Source organism: Foetidibacter luteolus (genome assembly GCF_009650435.1).
Lineage (GTDB): Bacteria > Bacteroidota > Bacteroidia > Chitinophagales > Chitinophagaceae > Foetidibacter > Foetidibacter luteolus.
In genome coordinates this window covers 242,217-263,559 of sequence record NZ_VVIP01000059.1, presented here as the reverse complement: position 1 = coordinate 263,559, position 21,343 = coordinate 242,217, and the positions used below count along the sequence as shown (strand labels likewise).

At 44.7% G+C, this 21,343-nt stretch carries 11 protein-coding genes; 6 read left to right on the top strand and 5 right to left on the bottom strand.

Features of this window, described 5'->3' with window-relative positions; genetic code table 11:
* Positions 1-451: 451 nt before the first annotated feature.
* Complete coding sequence (locus F0364_RS19765) at positions 452-2,857, bottom strand: beta-L-arabinofuranosidase domain-containing protein (protein ID WP_153799530.1); 2,406 nt, start codon at positions 2,855-2,857, stop codon at positions 452-454.
* Between the two features lie 402 nt (positions 2,858-3,259).
* Between F0364_RS19765 and F0364_RS19760 the strand changes: the two genes are divergently transcribed.
* Complete coding sequence (locus F0364_RS19760; protein ID WP_153799529.1) at positions 3,260-3,778, top strand: hypothetical protein; 519 nt, start codon at positions 3,260-3,262, stop codon at positions 3,776-3,778.
* Between the two features lie 303 nt (positions 3,779-4,081).
* A complete protein-coding gene (locus F0364_RS19755; RefSeq protein ID WP_153799528.1) occupies positions 4,082-6,841 on the top strand; it encodes a TonB-dependent receptor in 2,760 nt (919 codons plus the stop codon).
* Positions 6,842-7,605: 764 nt separating this feature from the next.
* On the opposite strand, the gene F0364_RS19750 is transcribed toward F0364_RS19755, so the two are convergent.
* Positions 7,606-8,406: a ceramidase domain-containing protein gene (locus F0364_RS19750; protein WP_153799527.1), complete on the bottom strand. Its 801-nt coding sequence runs from the start codon at positions 8,404-8,406 to the stop codon at positions 7,606-7,608.
* 375 nt (positions 8,407-8,781) lie between these two features.
* Positions 8,782-10,572 carry an MEDS domain-containing protein gene (locus tag F0364_RS19745; protein WP_153799526.1) on the bottom strand — a complete coding sequence of 597 codons (1,791 nt, stop codon included), beginning with the start codon at positions 10,570-10,572 and terminating at the stop codon, positions 8,782-8,784.
* Positions 10,573-11,351: 779 nt separating this feature from the next.
* Between F0364_RS19745 and F0364_RS19740 the strand changes: the two genes are divergently transcribed.
* Positions 11,352-12,905: an ATP-binding protein gene (locus tag F0364_RS19740; protein ID WP_153799525.1), complete on the top strand. Its 1,554-nt coding sequence runs from the start codon at positions 11,352-11,354 to the stop codon at positions 12,903-12,905.
* A 314-nt stretch (positions 12,906-13,219) separates the two neighbouring features.
* On the top strand, positions 13,220-13,858 hold the full coding sequence (locus tag F0364_RS19735; RefSeq protein ID WP_153799524.1) for a response regulator: 639 nt from the start codon (positions 13,220-13,222) through the stop codon (positions 13,856-13,858).
* A gap of 368 nt (positions 13,859-14,226) precedes the next feature.
* Here the strand turns inward: F0364_RS19735 and F0364_RS19730 are convergent, their stop codons facing one another.
* Positions 14,227-15,273 carry an NAD(P)-dependent alcohol dehydrogenase gene (locus F0364_RS19730; RefSeq protein WP_153799523.1) on the bottom strand — a complete coding sequence of 349 codons (1,047 nt, stop codon included), beginning with the start codon at positions 15,271-15,273 and terminating at the stop codon, positions 14,227-14,229.
* A gap of 239 nt (positions 15,274-15,512) precedes the next feature.
* Between F0364_RS19730 and F0364_RS19725 the strand changes: the two genes are divergently transcribed.
* Both F0364_RS19725 and F0364_RS19720 read left to right on the top strand, forming a co-directional pair.
* Entirely contained in the window at positions 15,513-17,534 is a 2,022-nt protein-coding gene (locus tag F0364_RS19725; RefSeq protein WP_153799522.1) for a serine hydrolase, read from the top strand.
* A 281-nt stretch (positions 17,535-17,815) separates the two neighbouring features.
* Positions 17,816-18,475, top strand: a complete 660-nt coding sequence (locus tag F0364_RS19720) for a hypothetical protein (protein WP_153799521.1) — start codon at positions 17,816-17,818, stop codon at positions 18,473-18,475.
* Between the two features lie 218 nt (positions 18,476-18,693).
* On the opposite strand, the gene F0364_RS19715 is transcribed toward F0364_RS19720, so the two are convergent.
* A complete protein-coding gene (locus tag F0364_RS19715; RefSeq protein WP_153799520.1) occupies positions 18,694-21,048 on the bottom strand; it encodes an ABC transporter permease in 2,355 nt (784 codons plus the stop codon).
* Positions 21,049-21,343 lie beyond the last annotated feature (295 nt).

Genomic DNA, 21,343 nt, shown 5'->3' with positions numbered 1-21,343 from the left:
ATTTGTTCAACGTTCAATGTTAGCGGCTCAACCACTATCCGGAAACTGCACTTCATCATTCAAACAAATTATAAGCCTTTTAAACCTCAACAGACCGGCAACTTGTAACCGGTAACCGGCAACTGCCCTTTGGGTGAGGGATTGAAGCGGATACCCCGGTGAGGCCATCGCAGCATAGCTTTTGTGCCGGAGTATGAGCGGAAAGCCCGACCCCTTGCGATAGCTTGGGGGCACCCCCAAAAAACAAGTACGAAGGGTGAAGTACTTTTCTACGTAAGATGTTTGATGTGGGATGTACCATGTAATCAAGTACGAGTTACGAAGTACTTTTCTATGTAAGATGTTTGATGTGGGATGTACGATGTAATCAAGTTACGAAGTACGGAGTACCTTTCTATGTAAGATGTTTGATGTGGGATGTACCATGTAAATGTCTTGTCTTGAAAGCGGCTTACTCATTCAAATACCCTATCTCCACAACCTCAAACAAGCCACCCACTTTACCCGGTTTTCCGTAAAAGCCTTTTGCATCAATTCTTACATTTATTTGCTGCCTGCCACTGGTAAGCCTGGCGGGTATGGGGTACAATACATCGTACCACTGGCCGGGGGCCTGCTTTTCAAGGCTTTGGGTGGTTACGGGAATATACCTTCCTGAAGTATCATCCAGCACAGATATATCAAAGAGGCGCACATGCTGCCTGTCGCTGCTATCGCTGCCCCAATACCTAAACTTAAGGTGTACGTTTTTGGCAGGGCTGCTTTTAAGGTTGAAAGAAAGCCAGCCATTGTTTACATCTATCCATTGTTTGCCGTTAAATTCGCCCCTGTTCATTTGTATGGCCTGCAGGTTATGCGCTTTTTCAGAAGCAGCATCGCCAATAAGCAATTGATCCGTTAACTGCAATTTTTGCGGCGCACTTACAAGCGTATAACCATTGTACTGCTCTTTTACTATGCTGCTAATCGGTTTAAAAATTGCTTTTTTCCCGTTTAATGTTGCGGTAAACTCACAAGGCTTACTGCCCGGCTGCAACCCTTCTGTTAACTGCTGCGCATTGCCATTAAAAACAGCCCCTTTTTCGCCGGTGTTAACCAGCACATGCGGGCCATAGTTAACAGCTATGTATTCCGGGGCATCGGGCATAGGTGCGGTAGAAAGGGTATAAGGAAAATCAATTTCCAGCACGTCGCCGGTTGTAAATGCATGTTGTACAACAGCAAAGCTGCCCGGCTTTTTGGCAATATCCAGTTCCCGGCCATTTAGTTTTATGCTGGCTTTGTTACCGGCCCAGGCAGGTATGCGTATGTGCAGTGTAAGTAAGGTGCTTTGCCTGGCAGTAAACGTTATTTTGCTATATCCATTTTCAGGAAAGCTTGTTTCCTGTCGCAGGGTTAAGTCTTTCTCTTTCCAGTTAAGGCTGCTCTGGTGAAGCTGGTTTATCCATAAACCATTCTTGCGATCAGTGTAATAAACACCTTCAGAAAGGCCCGCATAAGCTTCAACCCCGCTGCCATAACAACACCAGAAAGCATTTTCCGCATCGCCAAACTCCTTTACCGCCCCCTGCCTAAGGTTAAGGTTATAAATAAACATGCCATCATCAGGGTTTTGCTGCGCCATTACAGCATTTACGTAGCGTCTTTCGTAGGCATCGGCCCAGCGTTCGTCCATCGTCCAGCAAAAGGCAAGCTGCGTTATTTTATTCAGGTTGTGCGAACAACATGTTTCTCCGCTGGCATGCCCCTGGTGACCGGGAGAACTGTTTACCTGGTAGTTAATATTATTGGGATAATGAAACAATTCTCCTCCATAATCCAGCGGCGCCGGGTAGGCAGATTTACCGCTGATGCTGCCCGTACTGAACTCATGGCCTTCCCTCATCCAGGTAAGAAAATTTAAAGTAGCCGTTTTGTATGTTTTATTGCCTGTTAATTCATAGGTGTGCGCAATGCCCTGCACTGCCGGCACCTCGCTGTTGCTGTGCTGGGCATTGCGGCCAAGCTCATCTTCATTACCCACCAGCATTTCTGTAAACCACGGGCGGGAGAAGGTATTGGCCAGCTTTAAATGCGCCGGTTTTTTAGTAATGGTATATAGCTTCAGCAATACATCCTGCATGCCGCCAAACTCCATAAAATAGCCCTGGTACTGGCCGGTATAGCGCCTGGTATTCAGCATGGCTTCAATAGTGCTTTGGCTTAACCTGCCCATGCGCCAGCTAAAGTAATCCGCCTGCAGTATGGCAACCTGCAGCGCCCGTTTATTTCCCGTATAGCGGTATGCATCTAATAAGCCTGCAAGTATTTTATGGATAATGTAATAGGGTACATCCGCGGCCTGTAAAGATTCCAGCCTGTCAAATTGCGATGCGTTTTGCGCATTCAGGTAACCAGGGTGGCCGGGGTAATCTGCGCCCTTTTTATTGCTGATGGCCTGCTGGCATTCCGCAAGCCCAGCCACCATGCCGTTTACTTTTTCCAGCAGTTGCGCCGCTTTTTCCGGGTGCGTTTTTTTAACCTGGTAATATAATTTTGAGCAGGCGGAAATATAATGACCGGCAAATTCTCCTCTTATGGGGCCGTCCGCAGACTCCCACCCGCCGTAGCCTTTTACGCCCCTGGTATCAAGCCCGGCGTATTGGCGGTAGCTGTATAACAACCTGTCAACGTTAATCCACAGCAGGTAATCCGCATTCTTCATTGTCATGTTGTACAAACGTGTGCCGGGCGTAATTGTAACCTGCTCCAGCGCAAAAGGTTCAACCCTCCTTACCCTTGCCGGTTGCGCCTGTAAAAAAGACACATGGGTGGTAACCAAAACAATTACAGCAATACTTTTTACAAAACGAATCATAATTAAAAAACTGGATGTTTTGATAAGACGGTTGTTTATGGCTACCGATACTAAAACGCCCAAAACTATTTGGCTTCAGGCTATCATGCTCGCAATAAAGAAAGTTTCAGGGGGTGTCCCCAAGCTATCGCAAGGGGCCGGGCAGAACTGCGTTCGCAACCTTCGTCAAAGCAACATTCAGTTGCTTTTCCTCAGTTGTGCTATTACTCCGGCACACAAGCCCTGCTGCGATGGCCTCACCGGGGTAGCCGCTTCAATCCCTCACCCGGTGGTGCAGGCTACCGTCATTTCCTGCGCCATTAAGTTCAAAAACAAATAGTTGATAATTAAGCCTGCAACAATATTTTTAAATACATTTAGCAAAATTTTTTTCTGAAACAACTGCTGGCCATAACACTGCTATTGGTTTACCTGTTCAATCTTGCAGGGTACCCTTTGTTATTCGGCTATTTGGGCCGGCAATCATCCGCCCGCCTGGCCGGTAAAATTGAGCAGAATAGTTACCATGAAGCGGACCTTGTTGAAGTGAAGGTAAAGCTCAACATGCCCTACTACAACTCCCAGGAAGCATACGAACCATTGGCCGGCGATATAACCATTAACGGCAACCATTACAACTACGTAAAGCGCAAAGTATGGCAGGATACACTCTTCCTGATGTGCCTGCCCAATAAGGAAAGGGATAACCTGCAAACGGCGAAGAAAGACTACGCCAGTGCCGCCAATGATTTTGATGATGAAAAGCCGAATAAAGGCATTACCAAAAAAGAAAATGGTTTCTCATTATACCATGCCTTTGAGAATGACTATTCTTTAAAGCCTCTCTGCACCCGGGCAAATGTTGCTTACACATTTATCTGTGTATGTTTGCCGCAATCTTATGTTGGTGCGTATGATATTCCGCCCGAAGTGTTTAGCTGACATATCCTTTGTAGTTTACCTGTATAATTTTCATGTTGGCATTTAACGGTTGCAAAACATTATTGCAATGCTTTTTAAGCATCATCAGCTTTGGAGCAAACTGTGGGCTGCCGCCAATTGATTTGCAGATGAAGTGATTGCGACGCAAGGAACGATGCCATGAAAATCAAAAACCGGTATCCAAAAAAATTTGCACACTTATTTAGTGTTACCGCCTGCAGCGTAAAACACACGCTAATGCCTGTTTTACAGGCTAACCTCCATATTCAAAACTAACGCATCATCTTTCAAACCTTTTGTAAAATGAAATACTGTACTATAGCAGTACTTGCGCTGATTATATCCCTCAATTCCATTGCGCAAAACGCCAGGCTTACCGGAACCATTACCGATAGCATAACCAAAGAACCTGTAGGCAATGCCAGTATAATGGTAAAAAACAAATTAACCGGCGCTATCTCCAATGATAAAGGGCAATTTTCACTGGACGTTTCCAAACTGAAATTCCCCCTTACCCTCATTGTATCTTCGGTAAACCATGCCGAGAAACAAGTGCTGGTACAATCGGCATTTTCCTCCATATCTGTTGAGCTTGACCAGCGGTCTGCCATTAACGAGGTAGTGGTTTCCGCTTCAAGGGCCACAGAAAAATTATTACAATCCCCGGTAAGTATAGAAAAAATGAATTACCAGGCCGTACGTGAAGCGCCTTCGCTCAGCTTTTACGAAAGCATGCAAAGCCTGAAAGGCATGGAGATGTATTCACCCGGACTGGGCATTAAAACGGTTAATACACGTGGCTTTAACGGAACTTCCAATGCACGTTTCCTACAGTTGATTGACGGTATTGACAACCAGCCGCCCGGCCTTAACTTTCCCATGGGCAACCTGTTTGGCGTGTCGGATATTGATGTAGAAAGTGTGGAGCTTATACCCGGCGCGGCATCGGCTTTGTATGGTCCGGCCGCGTTTAACGGTATGTTGAGCATTCAAACAAAAGACCCCTATAAATACCAGGGCTTATCCGTGCATTTAAAAACAGGTATTAACCATATTGGTGAAGATGTGGCCAAGCCACAGGCCGTTAACGATGTGTCCATACGCTATGCCAAAGCCTTTAACCGTTTTGCCTTTAAACTCAACCTGGGTTACTTTAACGGGCTTGACTGGTATGCTACAGACTATACTGATATAAGCGCACAAACACCACCCGACAAACGTGGCCCTAATAATCCCGGCCGTGATGGCCTTAATATTTATGGTGATGAAGTATCCCGCACACTGCCTGGCATCGGGCTGGTATCCCGTACCGGTTACGAAGAAAAAGACCTGATGAATTACAACACCTACAGCTTTAAAGCAAGCGCTTCTTTACAATACAAACTAAGCGAGAATACGCGGATCATCTATCAATACAACCGTGCACAAGCCCTTGCCTGTTTTACCAGCAGTGCCCGCATGAATGTGAATGGCTTTATACTGCAAACACACCGTATTGAGCTGCGGCACAAAAACTCTTTCATCAGGGCTTACAGCTCCGGTGAAATTTGCGACAATGGCTACAACACCAGGACACTCGGCCAATTCATTAACCGTTATTGGGTGAAAGACCTGGATGGCAATACCGTAGCGCCCAATGTAGCTGATGCCACCTGGTTTACCCGTTATGCCGCCGCTTATAACGGCTCTGTTAGCGGCGTAGCACAAGGCAGCCATGCCGCTGCCCGCGGCTTTGCTGATGAAGGCCGCTTCCTCCCCGGCACCGATGCTTTTAACCAGGCCAAAAAAGAAATTACAGGCCGCTTTGGCACACAGGGCGCCGGCATCTTTAGCCATAACAAATTTTACCATGCAGATGGACAGTACGAAGTGGAGGCAGTAAAAGCTGTTGATATATTAGTGGGCGCCAGCTTCAGGTATTACGACATGAACACCAACGGTACCCTTATTGATGATAAAGACAAAAAAATATCCATCAAAGAATATGGCGCGTTTGTGCAGGGTGTTAAAAAATTAATCAACGACAAACTGAAGCTAACCGCTTCTATCCGTTACGATAAAAATGAAAACTTCAATGGCAGCTACACACCACGGTTCTCCGCCGTGTATGAAGTGGTGAAAAATCATTATTTCAGGGCATCCTTTCAAACAGGTTTCCGCAACCCAACGCCCATTGACCAATACATCAAGCTGAACGCCGGCCCCATCACCATACTTGGCGGCGTGCCCAACAACAGCAAGGGCATGAATGTGTATGAAAATTCTTTCACTTCAGCATCAGTGGGCCAGTTCACAGCAGCTTATGCAGCTTCTGTAGCCAACGGCGCCACACAGCAGGAAGCGATTGAAGCCAATAAGCAATTGCTGGTTAAAGCCAATTACCCCTACATAACCCCCGAAAAACAAAGGGCGTTTGAAGTAGGCTACAAAGCCGTAATTGGCAACAGGCTGTTTGTGGATGTTAACTACTACTACAGCCGCTATACCAACTTTATCCTTAACGCGGTTGTGGTTCGTCCGCAGAACACCATAGAGCAAAACGGCACTATCAATGCTGCCGCGGCTGCCGACATACTCAATGGCGGCGTACAATCCTTCCAGCTATATACAAACGCGGCTGATAAAGCTGCCGGCCAGGGCGCTACCGTAGGTCTTTCTTACAATCTCGAAAAAGGCTACACCATTGGCGGCAATGTTACCTGGTCTTCCTTTATTTTAGGCAAGGCTGATGCCAGCAAAGTAGCGCCTTTTAATACCCCCAAATGGAGCACTAACCTTACGTTTTCCAACAGTAATGTTTACCGCAATTTCGGGTTTAATGTTGCCTGGCACTGGCAGGATGCATTTTTCTGGTACGGCCCCTTCAATGGTATGAGACCCGGCCCAGTTAGCGCTTATTCTTTGGTTGATTTGCAGGTGAACAAAAAATTACCGCAGATAAATGCCATGATAAAAGTAGGCGCCAGCAACCTGTTGAATAATCATGTGTACACTGCGTATGGCTCCCCCACTATCGGCGGTGTTTACTATGTGTCGCTTACATTCGACAACCTGCTGAATTAATTACTTTACCGGCACTTATACACAAAGCCCTTGCAGGTATAAACCTGCAGGGGTTTTTATTTTTTTGTTGATAGTTTTTGGGGGTGCCCCCAAGCTGCGCAAGGGGTCGGGCTTTCCGCTATTACTCCGGCACAAAAGCCCTGCTGCGATGGCCTCACCGGGGTAACCGCTTCAATCCCTCACCCGACAGCCCGTTGCAGGTTACCGGTTACAAGTTGCCGGGCTGTTGATTGTGTAAGTGATTGCGGTTGTTTCAGGATGATGAATTGCAAATTCCGTAGAGCCGCTAACATTGAACGCTAAAAAAAGAACATTCAACAACCAAAGCCTCGTAGAGGCGGTATGTCAGTAGCTAACGAAAGCGGGGTTGACGGGAGCGCCGTAGGTGCGGCATGTTTCTTTGGGTGTACCTCGCAAAAGCTGCTGCAAAGACGGTTGCCAGTTACCGGTCTGTTGATTGCATTTTTTTGGATGATGAAGTGCAGGAGAAACATTCAATACAGGATTAACCAGGATAAGCGTATCAGCTTACTATCTCCTTCTGGGTAATGTCATTAAGTGAAGAAATCAGCGGTTTTCATCATTGCCCGAAGGGCATAAATAATAATAGCCCCGGGTGAAACCCGGGGTTAATGAATGAATCGCCCGGCAACCCTGCAGGGGTTGAATACACAAGAGGTTCAACCCCTGCAGGGTTAGGATACGGTAACCCCGGATTGCATCCGGCGCTATTAAAAGTTTAGCCCTTCGGGCTACTGCTAATTTTATACTACCTGGCCACTGCCAAAATCCTGCATTTTCTTTGGGAAGAGCAACCTGTAAATACAAACCGTGGCCATACCAGCCGCCAGGTGTTTGAGTGTATGCCCGCTTATTTGTTTTGTGGCATGATAAATAGCCTGGTCATAATGTTCCAGTACTTTGGCAAGCAGGTACCATAAAATTGCATAGCCCAGCAGCCTGAACTGATGCGGGGAAGACCGAGTGCGGAAAAGCAGCATAACAAGGGGGATGAACACTACCGGGTAAAATTGCACCCAGCCATACCATCGCAAATCGCCCTGGTGGCGCAACTCAGTAACATGCCAGTAAACAACACTGGCAACACCAGCTATTACCAATGGCGCCAATAATAATACACCCACGGTTTTGCTTACCAGGCGGGCGATTGTTACGCAAAAGAACGCCATAAAAACAACTGTCATGGGAATCCGGTCGTAAACAAGCGTGTTATTGCCTGGCTGGAAATGATAGTACCCCGAGCCGACAGCCGTTAAACAAATACCGGTAAATAAAGCGGTGTATAATAACTTGGCCCCCGCGGCATTGGATTGCCGCCAGGTATTTACCAGCCCCAATATACCTACCAGCAGGAAAGGAAAATTGCTGGCTACATTCATAAAATTCGGTACGTGCAGGATGGTTCTTGCATCACTGAAATGGTGAAAAGAAAGGGCTTGCCCAACCTTTGGTAAAAACGGAATAATAGCTATAGAAACTAGGCTTAGCAATAAAAGCAACAGTGTTTTGTTTTGTTTTGTACGGAAACAGGTTTTGTCATGCATGTATATTTGTATGCAGTTTAGCTCAGTTCAAAGAAATTTGTTTTGACAAAAATCAAAAAATGAAGTGGCAATAAATGAAGCCTGGATAATTCAACTTATATCACAATTATTGAGCTTTTAGAAAACAATATTTGATTTTGCTTGGCAGCATTTCAAAAAAACAGCAGAATCAAAAGCTCTTATTTTCATTTGCAACACAGGCGCTTCAACGTAAGGGCAAAGCCTACCCATTAGCAGCACCCGGCCCGCTGTTATATTTGACAAAAAGTTATGTTGCCTAAGGCTCTTGCGTTTTGTCCATTGAAGTCTCAAAGGTGCGAAATGTATTATTGTCTAAGGGATTGAAAAATAGAAGGCAGGCAGCAGCGGAGAAAATTATTTAAGCTTCATTAACACATACAACTCAAAGCCTTGTCCCGGCGAAGAACGGATACTAACTTCCCCGTTAAAAAGAGAAACCCTTGTTTTAATATTCATCAGCCCTATGCCCGATGTTTTTTTTGACATGTCGAAGCCTATCCCATTATCCTGTATTGTCAATGTCAGCTTCTCATTATCCTGAACAATTTTCAACAATACCGAGGACGCTTTTGAGTATTTAAGGATATTACTAAACTGTTCCTGTATAATCCGATAGCAAGTAAGCCGTAACTTTTCAGATAGCTTCGTCTCGTCTAGCCCGATTGCTTCCATACTAATTTTTATTCCGCTGGTACATGTTGTAGTGTGTATAACTTTTTCGATGGCCTCTTTCAGGGTAGTTTTCTCCACAAATGGAGTAATCATGGAATGAGAAAGATTGCCGATCTCATTAATGGCAGACAAAATCATTTGGTTTGTTTGTTGCAGGTATGAATAGCCTGATGCCGAAATATCCTTTTCTTTAATCATAGAAAGAAAAAGGCCGGCACTAACCAGAATTTGCTGGATATTGTCGTGCAATTCACGGCCAATTTCCTGTCTTTCATTTTCTTCTGCAGTAATAACAGCATTAGTAATCTCCAACTGCTTTTCTATTCTTTCTTTTTCGAGCTGGTTTTCTAACAGTTTTCTTTCTGTGATATCGGTTAATGCAAGCACCAGGCCGAATATACCATCATCGTCTTTGGGAATAGGAAAAAGCCGTACATGATACCATAATAAGGATTCATCTTTCAATACATAATTGGTTTCATAGCTGATCTGTTCCCCTTTCACTGCTTTTTGTACCCTGTCAGTAAAAAGTACTTGCCTGTCTGCTGTAAGAAAATCATGAATATGGTCCCCGGTTTTCAGATCCCAATTAAATACCTTTCTGACAAAATCGGCCGCCAGGTGGTTAAAAAGAAGAATGGACAAGTCAGATTCAAGTAAAATGTAAGCTGTATCGGTTGCGTCAAATACTGTGCGGAGTTTGGCTTCAGTTCTTAGCAGGGAATCCTGGGTGATTTTGTGCTGCTCTATCTCCCTTATTAATCTTGCATTGATAACTGTCAGCTCTTTAGTACGTTCTGCCACTTTATCTTCCAGTGCTTTTTTATCCCTGGCAAGTTGTGATTTTGTTTGTTTGATTGCCGGGACTTCTACAATTTCCCAATTGCCTTTTCTTTTTGTCAGTGCTACCTCGTGTACCTGCGATACGTCAAATACTGATTGCGCATCACATTTGTCAAGGGGATAGGTACAAAGAACAATCATATGATGCTCTTTGAGGCTGTTATTCAGGTTTCGTTCATAGTCTACAAAATCCTTCCAAACATCCCTGTCCAACCAGGCCTCGTTGCCGCTTACACGCATTCCGTCAAATCCTTTATTCAATGATTTTTCAAGCTTTTCATACCAGCCATTGATAACAATGTCCGGTACGAATGTGTTATCTTTCAAATACCAATCTGTATGGGAAAGTATTGTGATTTGCTCCTTTTTTTCATAATCAGCAAAATCGTCAACTTCATTTCGCAATGCTTCGTAAGCAACTTCTACAGTTACAGGATCAGATGTTATCCAGAGGCAAAACTCATTGTTTACTAACCCGGCCTTAAAATAGGGAACCAGTATTTGGAGCAGGTCGTCTCTTGATTCAAAAAAATTACAAAAGTGAGACCCCCATGGCAGTTCACCAAGAACTTCTATTCCGGAATTTCTAAGTTCAGCATCAACGCCCTGAATGGCCGAATCGGTGGACATAGGAGCATATTTCCCTTAAATATACTTTTTTGTATCCGCAATAAGGGCTTTAATTTGTTTTGCCGGTTTACCAGTACACTCATACAAATGATAAAGAATAAAGTATCCCAGTTTAGATGACGGATTGACCAACTCTCTGCCATGAACAGAAGCTAAATTATAAGTGAAAGCTGAAGTAAACCAACAAAAGCCCACCCGAATTTCGTCTGCACTGTCACTACGAAATTTTAGTTCATTATAAATCCGTATCTAAACGTTTGACTAGTTAGGGACACAACATCAGGGGGTGAACGTAAAGCCATAAGCCGGGTAACGCGGTGAAGCCTGACTGGCTGCCGGATTGAAGCGGAAACCCCGCTGAAGGTCTTGTGCAATGGGCCTGGTGGCGGAGTTGCAGTGAAAAGCCGGGACTGTAGTTACACTGAAATACTATAACTGAAAGCCCCAAATTTTTTCGGATAATTTTACGGGATGCCAGGTACGCATTCTTACGATGGGCCAGGTTTTATTGGCAAAATCAAAGTAGGCTATAGTAATAATTCTACAAAAAAATAAAATAATGCTATAGTCGGGGATTTTGCCCGCCGCTATTTTTGACCTGCCAATGTAAAAACACCCGCCATTACCAATAAAAACGGTAAAACAGGGGAAATGTCTGAAAAGGACCGGAGAATCCAGATACCTCGGGCCTTTTGCGGAAACTGTAACCATGATTGCCCGGTACTGCTGGCCTTTAATCAGCGAATAACATATCATCCTTCATAAATTACAGCATAACCATGGATGCTCCTCTGAAAATCCTGCACATCGAAGATACCCCAACAGACGCGGCACTGGTCAGGCGCATGCTGGAAAAAGGCGGGATCGCATGCAATATCCTTGTCGTGGATAAAAAAGAGGAATTCATGGCCAGCCTCGGTGGGGCCCAGCCAGACATTATCCTTTGCGATCATTCGCTCCCTGAATTCAACTCAATAGAAGCACTGCATTTCGTCCGGAGAAAAGGTTGGCATATCCCGTTCATTCTCGTAACGGGAACCGTTCCGGACGACACCGCGGCAGGCTTATTAAGCCTGGGCGCGGATGATTATATACAGAAGGACAGGATGGAAAGGCTGCCTTCTGCGGTACTAACTGCTATAGAAAAGTGGCGCATGGTTGCAAAAAGCGGGCAAGGGCCCACAGATGTTCAGAAAAGCGGGGCGATAGTTACAAGGGCACTGAGTAAACTATCAGAGTCAGAGGCAAACCTGAGGACTGTTTTCTGCAACATTGATATGGCATACATACTCATTGGGAGGTGTATGGAAATAAAATCCTTCAACCCGCTTGCATCAGAGCTGGCGCTAACCTTTTTTGGAAAAGAACTACGGGAATTTACCGATGCACTTTCCTATTTTCCCCCGGAAAAACAAGCGGCCATTTACTCCATCATGCAGCGAACCATGCAGGGGCATCTCACCAGTTATGAAACCTGTTACGAGCAGCCAGACGGTAAATGCCGCTGGTTTAATGTGCGCTGGTTCAATATTCCCGGGGCAGACATGGAGAGTATAGGATTGGTAATGGCTATTACCGATATCAGCCAGCGCAAGCAGGAAGAAATTGCCAGGGAAAAAATAACGCAGGACCTGGCCAGGCGTAACCAGGCGCTGGAACGGTTCGCATTTATCGTTTCGCACAACTTAAGAGCGCCTGTTGCCAACATCCTGGCGCTTACAGCGGAACTATCCTGCGGCAGCGTGGCGGAATCAGACAGGGAACTTTATACCCAGGCTCTTTCATCAGTAACTGTCGGACTGGACAGCGTTGTGAGGGATCTGAATAATATATTAAGGTACAGCAGCAGAAACTTAGAGCAGCGGGAAGACATAGATTTTGCATCACTCGTCAGGGAAACAGCTTCGAAAATTCTTCGTACCCATGGCCATCAGGCAGAGATAACATGTGGCTTCATTGGGGCAGACATAGTGCATGCTAACCGCAGCCTGCTCACGGACATCCTTCTACAGTTACTGGATAATGCCGTACGCTTCCGTAGCGAAGAAAGGGCATGTAAAATCAGTGTTTCCCTGTATATAGACCAGGAAAGATACAGATTGTCCGTTAGCGATAACGGCAAGGGTATTGACATGGCTAAACACAAAGACCGTGTTTTCGGAATGCATCAGCGGTTTGATACAGGACAGCCTGGCACGGGCATGGGTTTGTGCCTGGTTAAAACACTTGCAGAAGCGGCCGGCGGCGCAATCAGTGTGGAGAGCCGCCGGGGCGAAGGGTGTATCTTTACACTTAGCATTCCGCTGAATAGAAATAATAAACATTTACATTAACTTAGTACGCAGTTAAGCGATTGGCTGATGCAGATTGCATGGCTGAAGTAAGGCTGCACCGGAGACCCCCATCGTCATGCCACAGACACAATCCCCCCTTTCTACGCTTCCGAGGTGAGTCCTCAATCCGTCCGACGTATTCTAAGCAAGCTATTGGCAGTTGTCATGGAAAATGGCAGATTTCTTTCCGGCCTTCAACGTCCAGAAGCCCTCGGGGAACACTCAACACATTAACCGTCATCGGGATGGCGCCACTGTGCATGCAGCGTTGCATCCACGAACGGACACATTGCTGACTTAGAGACAATTCTTATATGAAAAAAATTCTTCTTGCTGATGATCATACTTTTATAAGACTGGGGCTTTCGAAGATCCTTCGGGAAGCCTATCCCTTCGCAGAAATCAGCGAGGTGGCCCACGGAGACAGCCTGATTAATGAAGCGACCGAAAAACAATGGGACCTGGTAATCTCTGATTTGGAGATGCCAGGAAAAGGAGGCCTTGAAGTTCTTGAGACATTGAGGTTAATCCGGCCAGAGTTGCCTGTGCTAATACTCAGTATCCATACAGAAGAAAGGTATGCCATCAGGTCGTTGAGGGCCGGGGCTGCCGGCTATCTTAATAAGGCCTCTGCGCCAAATGAACTGATTAAAGCGGTGGAACGGATACGAATGGGCAAAAAGTATATCACCCAGGAAATAGCTGAAAAACTCCTGATGGAGCATCAAAAAAATCCGGTACTGCACGAAACCCTGTCAGCAAGGGAGTTCGAAATTTTCAAACTGATTGCCGCAGGAAAGTCCACCTCACAGATTGCTGAAATGCTGAATCTCGCAGCAACTACTGTAAGCACACACCGCAAAAGGATTATGGATAAACTGGATTGCCATACAAATTTTGACTTAACCCGTTACGCTTACGCTCATAACATACTGTCTGACAACCGCTGCTAAGAAAAATCAAAAAAAACTGCAAACTTATTTTACGGCGGTACACAACCTTCTCAGCAAAGCTTCTTGCAGGAGACTGTGCGGAGGATCGCATTACGCAACCTGTTCTGGAGGAACATAACATAACGTAAATGGCAATCTTACTACCTCATCCTCTTTTGCATCAAGGTACTTCATAAATCGTACTTGCTGTCTATCCGGGTCTGAAAAGCCGCCCAAAGAACGAACCGATGAAAGGTTTGCGACGCAACGATGATGCCATGTAATACAATCGCCGGTATCATAATCCTTACAGCACAACAGGCAGTTGCACAAAATGTAACAAACTGCCTGTTGAAAATACAAGTGTAGAAACCGGGGGATGGCGGTGGCTATAAGGTAGCAATATCAATCACAAAACGGTAACGTACATCGCCTTTCTCCATTCTTTCATATGCTTCGCTGATGTTCTTTATATCAATCAGTTCAATGTCTGAAACAATGTTATGTTCCGCGCAAAAGTCAAGCATTTCCTGTGTTTCAGGAATGCCGCCAATAGCAGAACCGGCAACACTTTTTCTACCCCCTATAATAGCAAATGGCGAAATTTTAGCAGGCTCTAAAGGAGCGCCTACGCAGATATGCGTGCCATTGGTCTTAAGCAGTGAGAGATAAAAACCAAAATCATGCGGGGCGCTTACAGTATCCAGTATAAAGTCGAAAGACTCTTTTACTTTCTCCACCTGGCCTGCATCAGACGTTACCACAAAATGATGGGCGCCTAACTTTTTTGCATCTCCTTCTTTTTTGGCGGAGGTACTTAACACAGTAACATCGGCGCCAAAAGCCACACCAAACTTAACTGCCATGTGCCCAAGGCCACCAAGGCCCAGCACAGCCAGCTTATGCCCCTTGCCTACCTTCCAGTGGCGCAATGGGGAATAAGTAGTGATACCTGCACAGAGCAACGGCGCAGTAGCTGCAAGGTCAAGCTTATCGGAAATATGCAGCACAAAGTCTTCGTTTACCACGATGGTGTTGGAATAGCCGCCATAGGTAGGTGAACCATCCGTATATTTTTCAAGGCTGTTATACGTTAACACAGCGCCGTTGGCGCAGTACTGCTCCAGCCCGTCTTTACAATTGGCACAGGTACGGCAGGAGTCAACCATGCAACCGGTACCGGCAAGATCGCCTACCTTAAATTTTTTTACGTGGCCACCCACTTTTATTACACGGCCAACAATTTCGTGGCCCGGCACCATGGGAAAAATGCCGGGAAACCAGTCGTTTCTAATCTGGTGCAGGTCGGAGTGGCATACCCCGCAATACAAAATATCAAATTGAACATCGTGAGGGCCCACTTCCCTGCGCTCAAAGCTCCAGGGTGCAAGATCTGATGTGGCATCCTGTGCCGCATAACCTTTTGTTGGTATCATATAATTAATTACTTTTTTTGAAAATGCTGAAAACAGCGCAAAACTAACCTGTATAAAGAAGCGGGTAACTGCAATATTCAAACCGATTATTGCGAAATTCAAACATTGTGCATGCAGCACAATGCTTGTAAAAGCACAGATCCAAAAATAAATTTTACCTACAGTAACTTTTTAACACCCTGAACGTAAAAGCTACCGCTGCCATTAGCCATTAACCAATAATGCACAATCAAAACGCCATGCGCCTATATCAATTTTCCGCAAAACAGGTTGGTATCATTTTCTTTTTAAGCCTGTTAAGCCTGCAGTTGCTTGCCCATAACGGAACTGTGGGTTACGCTTATCCTTTAAACAAGATTACAGTAGACGGCAGTTTTAACGACTGGCCAAAAGACATTACACGTTATAAAATAGGCTTTACCGGTTCTGAAACAAAACCTGTGAATGAGGCTGATTTCAGCGGTTTTTTCCAAATGGGCTACCGTGCGGAAGACCATTCCCTTTACCTGGCCATACAGGTAACTGATGATTACTTTACCGAAGATACTTCAGCCAATGTACGCTGGAATACACAGGATGGCCTGGAGCTGTACCTTGATGCAAAGCACCTGCCCTTTGGCTCGGGCGTTGCCTCTTTTATGTACAGCAAAAAATTGCGCAATACCAACAACGCTTACTACGATGATTTTGCCAAAGATGCCAAATGGAACATTATAGAAGTGGCGCACACCATACAAGGAAATGCCCGGCTGTACGAGTGGCGCATTAACCTGGGCAACCAGTTTGCTGTGGGTAAATCCATAGGGCTGGATTTTTTTGTATTTGACCTGGATGCCGATAAAAGTTTTTCCTTTTCTTCCTGGGGCGCCGGCGAAAGTAAATATGTAAACCCGCGCAGCCATTGCGATGTGGTACTGATGCCCGCCAATGAAAAGCTTGCCACTGTTTCCGGCACTGTGGCATGGCAGGGCAACACGGCACTGCGCCTGCCGGAACATGTACGTTTAACAAACGTAAAAAACAGCACCTTATGGCTAACCGCGGCAGCGGATAGCCTGGGTAAGTATTCCGTAGAAGTGCCCGCCGGAAAATACAAGATAAGCTTTACCGAACCTTATTTAATGCGTGATAACAAAGTGTACGCAGCAAATAAGCAAAATACCCTTGTTGTTAATGCTGTGGCCAACAAAACCGCAACAGTGCCTGCGCTTACTTTACCGGCCACTCCTGCACCGGACCTTCTGCCGGAAAAGGGCCTGCTGCTGGATAATTTTACCGCGGCTTCAGCCAAACAGGTTGACAAATTCGTAACAACTTACCAGCAGTATTACCAAATACCCGGCGCATCGCTTGCATTGATAAAAGATGGTAAGGTTATCTATCATAAAACATACGGCGTCCGCAATACTTTTACCGGGCAACCGGTAGACAGCAATACATTGTTTGAAGCAGCATCGGTAACCAAACCGGTTTTCGCTTTTGCGGTTGAGCGCCTTGCTGAGCGTGGCATTATTAACCTTGACAGCCCGCTGTACCGTTACATGCCCTACCCAGACATTGCTTATGATGACCGCTATAAACTTATAACGGCAAGGCATGTGCTTACGCACCGCACAGGCTTCCCCAACTGGCGCTGGATGAATAATGACGGCAAGCTTGACCTTAAATTTACCCCCGGCGCCAGCTACGGTTATTCCGGCGAAGGTTTTGAATATTTAAAAATGGTGGTACAAAAAATAACCGGTAAAAAAGTGGAGCAGGTATTACAGGAAGAAGTGATACAACCCATCGGCCTGTACCATACCTTCTTTTCCCGCAACGATTCATTAAGGCGCATGGTGGCCAATGGACATTTTAATGGCCTGCCCAATTACGATGACCTTCCGGAATCTCCCGGCATGGCTTATTCCATGCATACCGAAGCTAACATTTTTACCCGTTTTATGCTTTACCTGCTGGAGCAAAAAGGCTTAACCCCTGAAACCTATGCCAGCATATTCAGCAAACATTCAGCGTATAATTATGACCCGGGAGAAGAGCAGCCAAAAATACCCGCCTATATGGGCATGAGCCTGGAAATAAGGGAAACACCCTTCGGCAAATCTTTTGGCCATGGTGGCAACAACGGCGATTTCAAATGCAAATTTGAAGTATACAAAGACCTTAAGGATGGCTACGTGATTTTTACCAATTCCAATACGTCAGATGTATTGCTGGAAGCCATGCGCAAGCTGCTGGTAGAAGGAAAGGGCGATGATTGATGGATACTGTCGTGGCTATACCCATTACCTGTTATGCCATGTACCAATGGCAGCGGCTTTGTATGCCGCTTGAGCTTTACTGCCAGGCCATTGCGTGTATTTTTTTGATACCAGCGTCCGGCATTTTATGGCATCTTCGTTGCGTCGCAATCCGTTCGTCGTTCTGTTCAATGGGCGGCTTTTCAGACCCGGGTAGGGTGTTAGTGTGAAACAGGCTCAGGAAGCTGATATTGGTTGATAGAAGGTAATGATATACATTTATGAGTAAGTGGTAATTACAAATGAAAGAGTATTTAATCCATATCGACACTACAAAACTTTTAAGACTATTACAAACAACTATCGAACAACTGCCGAAAGACTATCTTAAGGCTTATGAAAGTTTTTTGAGGTTACGGTCAAAAAGTTTCTTTAGGGAATCTTTAATTAGTAAATGGATTGCTATACCCACATCAAACAACGTTATTTTTAAAAACTTTGATAGCACATTCCGGCTTAAAAATATTTTTGTACCCACAATAAACGCTAAAGAAATTGAATTTCAAATTTATCTTAATAAGCATGGAATAATAGGGCTTAAAATTGGCGATGACCTGGAAAATTTAATTATAGATAATATTGATGCCAGTCAATTTGTTATTGAGAGGGTTTCAACCTCAAAGTTTCGGACTAATCAAGCGGATTTGGAGTATATAGACGACTTTGTTGAAATTGACGAATACCTTGATAACAAATGTGCCAGTGAAGTTTTCACTATTGAGAATGTAGAGTATTGCAGCATTATCACTTTGTCAGATAAAAATTGTATAGCAATAGATAATAACAAGTCTGTTTATCTTTTAAATAAAGTGTCTGGGCTTACGAAATTAATTGCCAAACGACCAGGTGAATTTGTAAGAGCATTCCAAAACAAAACGCTAACCTGGGTATTTGAACTGTAACTACCGCCCTGCATCGGTTTTACACCAGCATTGCGAGGGATAAATCCTCTTCTTACCAAGCATCAACAACATATCAGGCTAACTGACTGGGACAGCGCCAATTGACTCTTTTTGAAAGATGGAAAAGGCAATGCTGAATTGAACGGACGTATCTTCAACCAAGCCTGCCGCCATTAATGCCATCTTAATTCCCATATAGTTTCCCGGCCATCTATCCGTTATTCTGTTCTCAACGATTTTACGGGACTTGCAATAGCTGCTTTGATTGTTTGAAAGCCGATGACGAGGAATGTAATGGCTAATACCAACATTGCTACCATCAAAAATAGCATTGGTGACAGGCTGATCCTGTAAGTATAACTCTGTAACCAGCTACTCATCATCCACCATGAAATTGGGAATGCGATTAACAGGGCAATACCAACCAGTTTCAGAAAATCTTTAGACAGCATAGCAATAATGCCAGCAATAGATGCACCAATTACTTTTCTGATACCGATCTCTTTCTGTCTTTTCTGTGCAGTAAATGCTGCCAGCCCGAACAAGCCCAGACAGGAAATAATAATTGCCAGGCCTGCAAAATAACCAGACAGGGATGCTGTACGTGTTTCTGTAGCATACTGTTTTTGGTAGGCCTCATTAAGGAAGTTGAAGGTAAACGGAAACCCGGGATTATATCTTTTATAAAGGTTTTCAATGGCTGTAAGGGTAAGCCTTTGATTTTCCTGTTTGATACGGGCTACAATACTGCCTTCTCCTTTTTGCAGGTGCATAAAAGCAGGTTTTATGGCTTCATGCATAGATTCAAAATGAAAATCTCTTACCACGCCGATAATGCGCCTGTCAGAGCCGTGGAAACGTACAATGGCCCCAACGGGTTCTTTTAGGCCTAACACTTTAGCAGCCGCTTCGTTGATGATGATGTTGAGCGAATCCATGCTGAAATTTGTTGAAAAACCCCTGCCCGCTTTCATCTGCATATCCATCGTTTCAACAAAGTTGTGACTGACGCCAAATACCTCGAAGTACTGGTGCCTGTTAGGATCTTTCCCCTGCCAGTCAAGCAAATCGCTATACTTTCTGCCAACAATGCTATGGAACGTATAACCCGCATTTACCACACCTGGAATCTGGCGCATTTCAGAAAGGAAAGCTTCCTGGTTGGTCTGTATCGCCCCCTCGGAAGCAAAGCGGACAATATCTTCTTTATTGTAACCAAGATTTGCACTTTTAATGAATTGCACCTGCTGGTAAATTACCATCACGGCTATGATTAGTATGGTTGACAGGGTAAACTGGAAAACCACCAGGCCTTTCCTGGATAGCAGTTCGGCAGTGGAAGTTTTCAACTTACCTTTTAGTATGGCCAGGGGTTTAAAGCCGGAAATGTATAACGCCGGGTAACTGCCGGCAAGAAAGCCAGTGATAATGGCGATGCCCACAACTGCAGCAACAATTTTCCAGGTAAAACTCAATTCGATTGATTTACCGGTGAGTTGATTAAAATCTGTCAGCAAGACCGCAGCAAGCAACCCGGCAATAACCATAGCAAAAACTGTTAACAGGAACGATTCTGTAAGAAACTGGAATATTAACTGGCTGCGCCTGGCACCCACAACTTTTTTTATGCCTATTTCTTTTAACCTGCGGGCAGCCTTCGCGGTGGATAGGTTCATGAAATTAATACAGGCTATCAGCAGTATAAAAACAGCCAGTGCCGAAAACAGGTTGACATACTCAATCCTTCCGCCTGCCCGCGAATTGTCATCATGTTGGTTGTAGAGGTAACCATCCGAAAATCTTGTGGCAATAACCTTCCTGGTAGTGTCGCCCGTATTGGCAGTGATTACATTTCTTACTTTGTTATTGAACGCCGTAATATCTGTGCCCTTTTTCAACAGCACAAAATTCTGTGGGCCTGAGCCATTCCAATGCGCTACCCAGTCTTTAACAGATTTGAAATATTCAAACGAAAGCACAAAATCAAATTGCTGGGTAGAATTAGAAGGCAATTTTTTGAATATACCTGATACATAAAAGGTAGTATCATGGTCAAATTCTACAGGCTTGCCTATAATGCCTGTCGTAGTTCCAAACAGTTTAATGGCTAACTCGTCAGAAACTACGATACTGCTTTTGCTTTCAAGCACACGGCTTCTGTCGCCCTCAGGTAATTCAAACGAAAAAATATTGAAGAAGTCTTTTTCTGCGTATTGGCCACCCGCTTTGATATGCTTGTCTTTTACTGAAAGCGTATTCTGTGCAAACCAGCGGGCGGGAGCAATTGCAGCAGCGTATTCCACTTCCGGAAGACTTTGTTTAACGGCTTCACTTAATCTTCCCGATGATTCCTCGTTAAGGGATGTTTGCCCACTATTGTTTACAATTTCCATCAGCCGGTACAGGCGCTCATCATTGGCAAAGAACCTGTCAACACTCAGTTCATCATCTACCCATAAAAAAATAAGTAAGGAGCAGGCCAGGCCGGCAGACAATCCCAGAATGTTCAGTACAGTAAACTGTTTATCTTTCAAGAGGCTGCGCCAGGCAATTTTGAGGTAATTTCTGAGCATGGTATTATCAGGGGTTTTGTATAACCAATTTTTTTATACGCTTCTTATGCTTAATAAACTTTTCTAACTTTTATTCATTGATCTTGTATTTTAACGGCGACCATCAACGCTTTCATGGCGCAGAATACAAACCTATGTATTACTTACTTCATGAAACCTGTTAGAAAAATGCAGCACTTAAGAATTTCCATCAAAAACATGCCAAGCTATAAACAATTGATTTTATATGAGTTGGAACGACAGTCAAATGCGAAATGTTCGCTTATGATACAATGAACTGAGTGATTTTGGTACA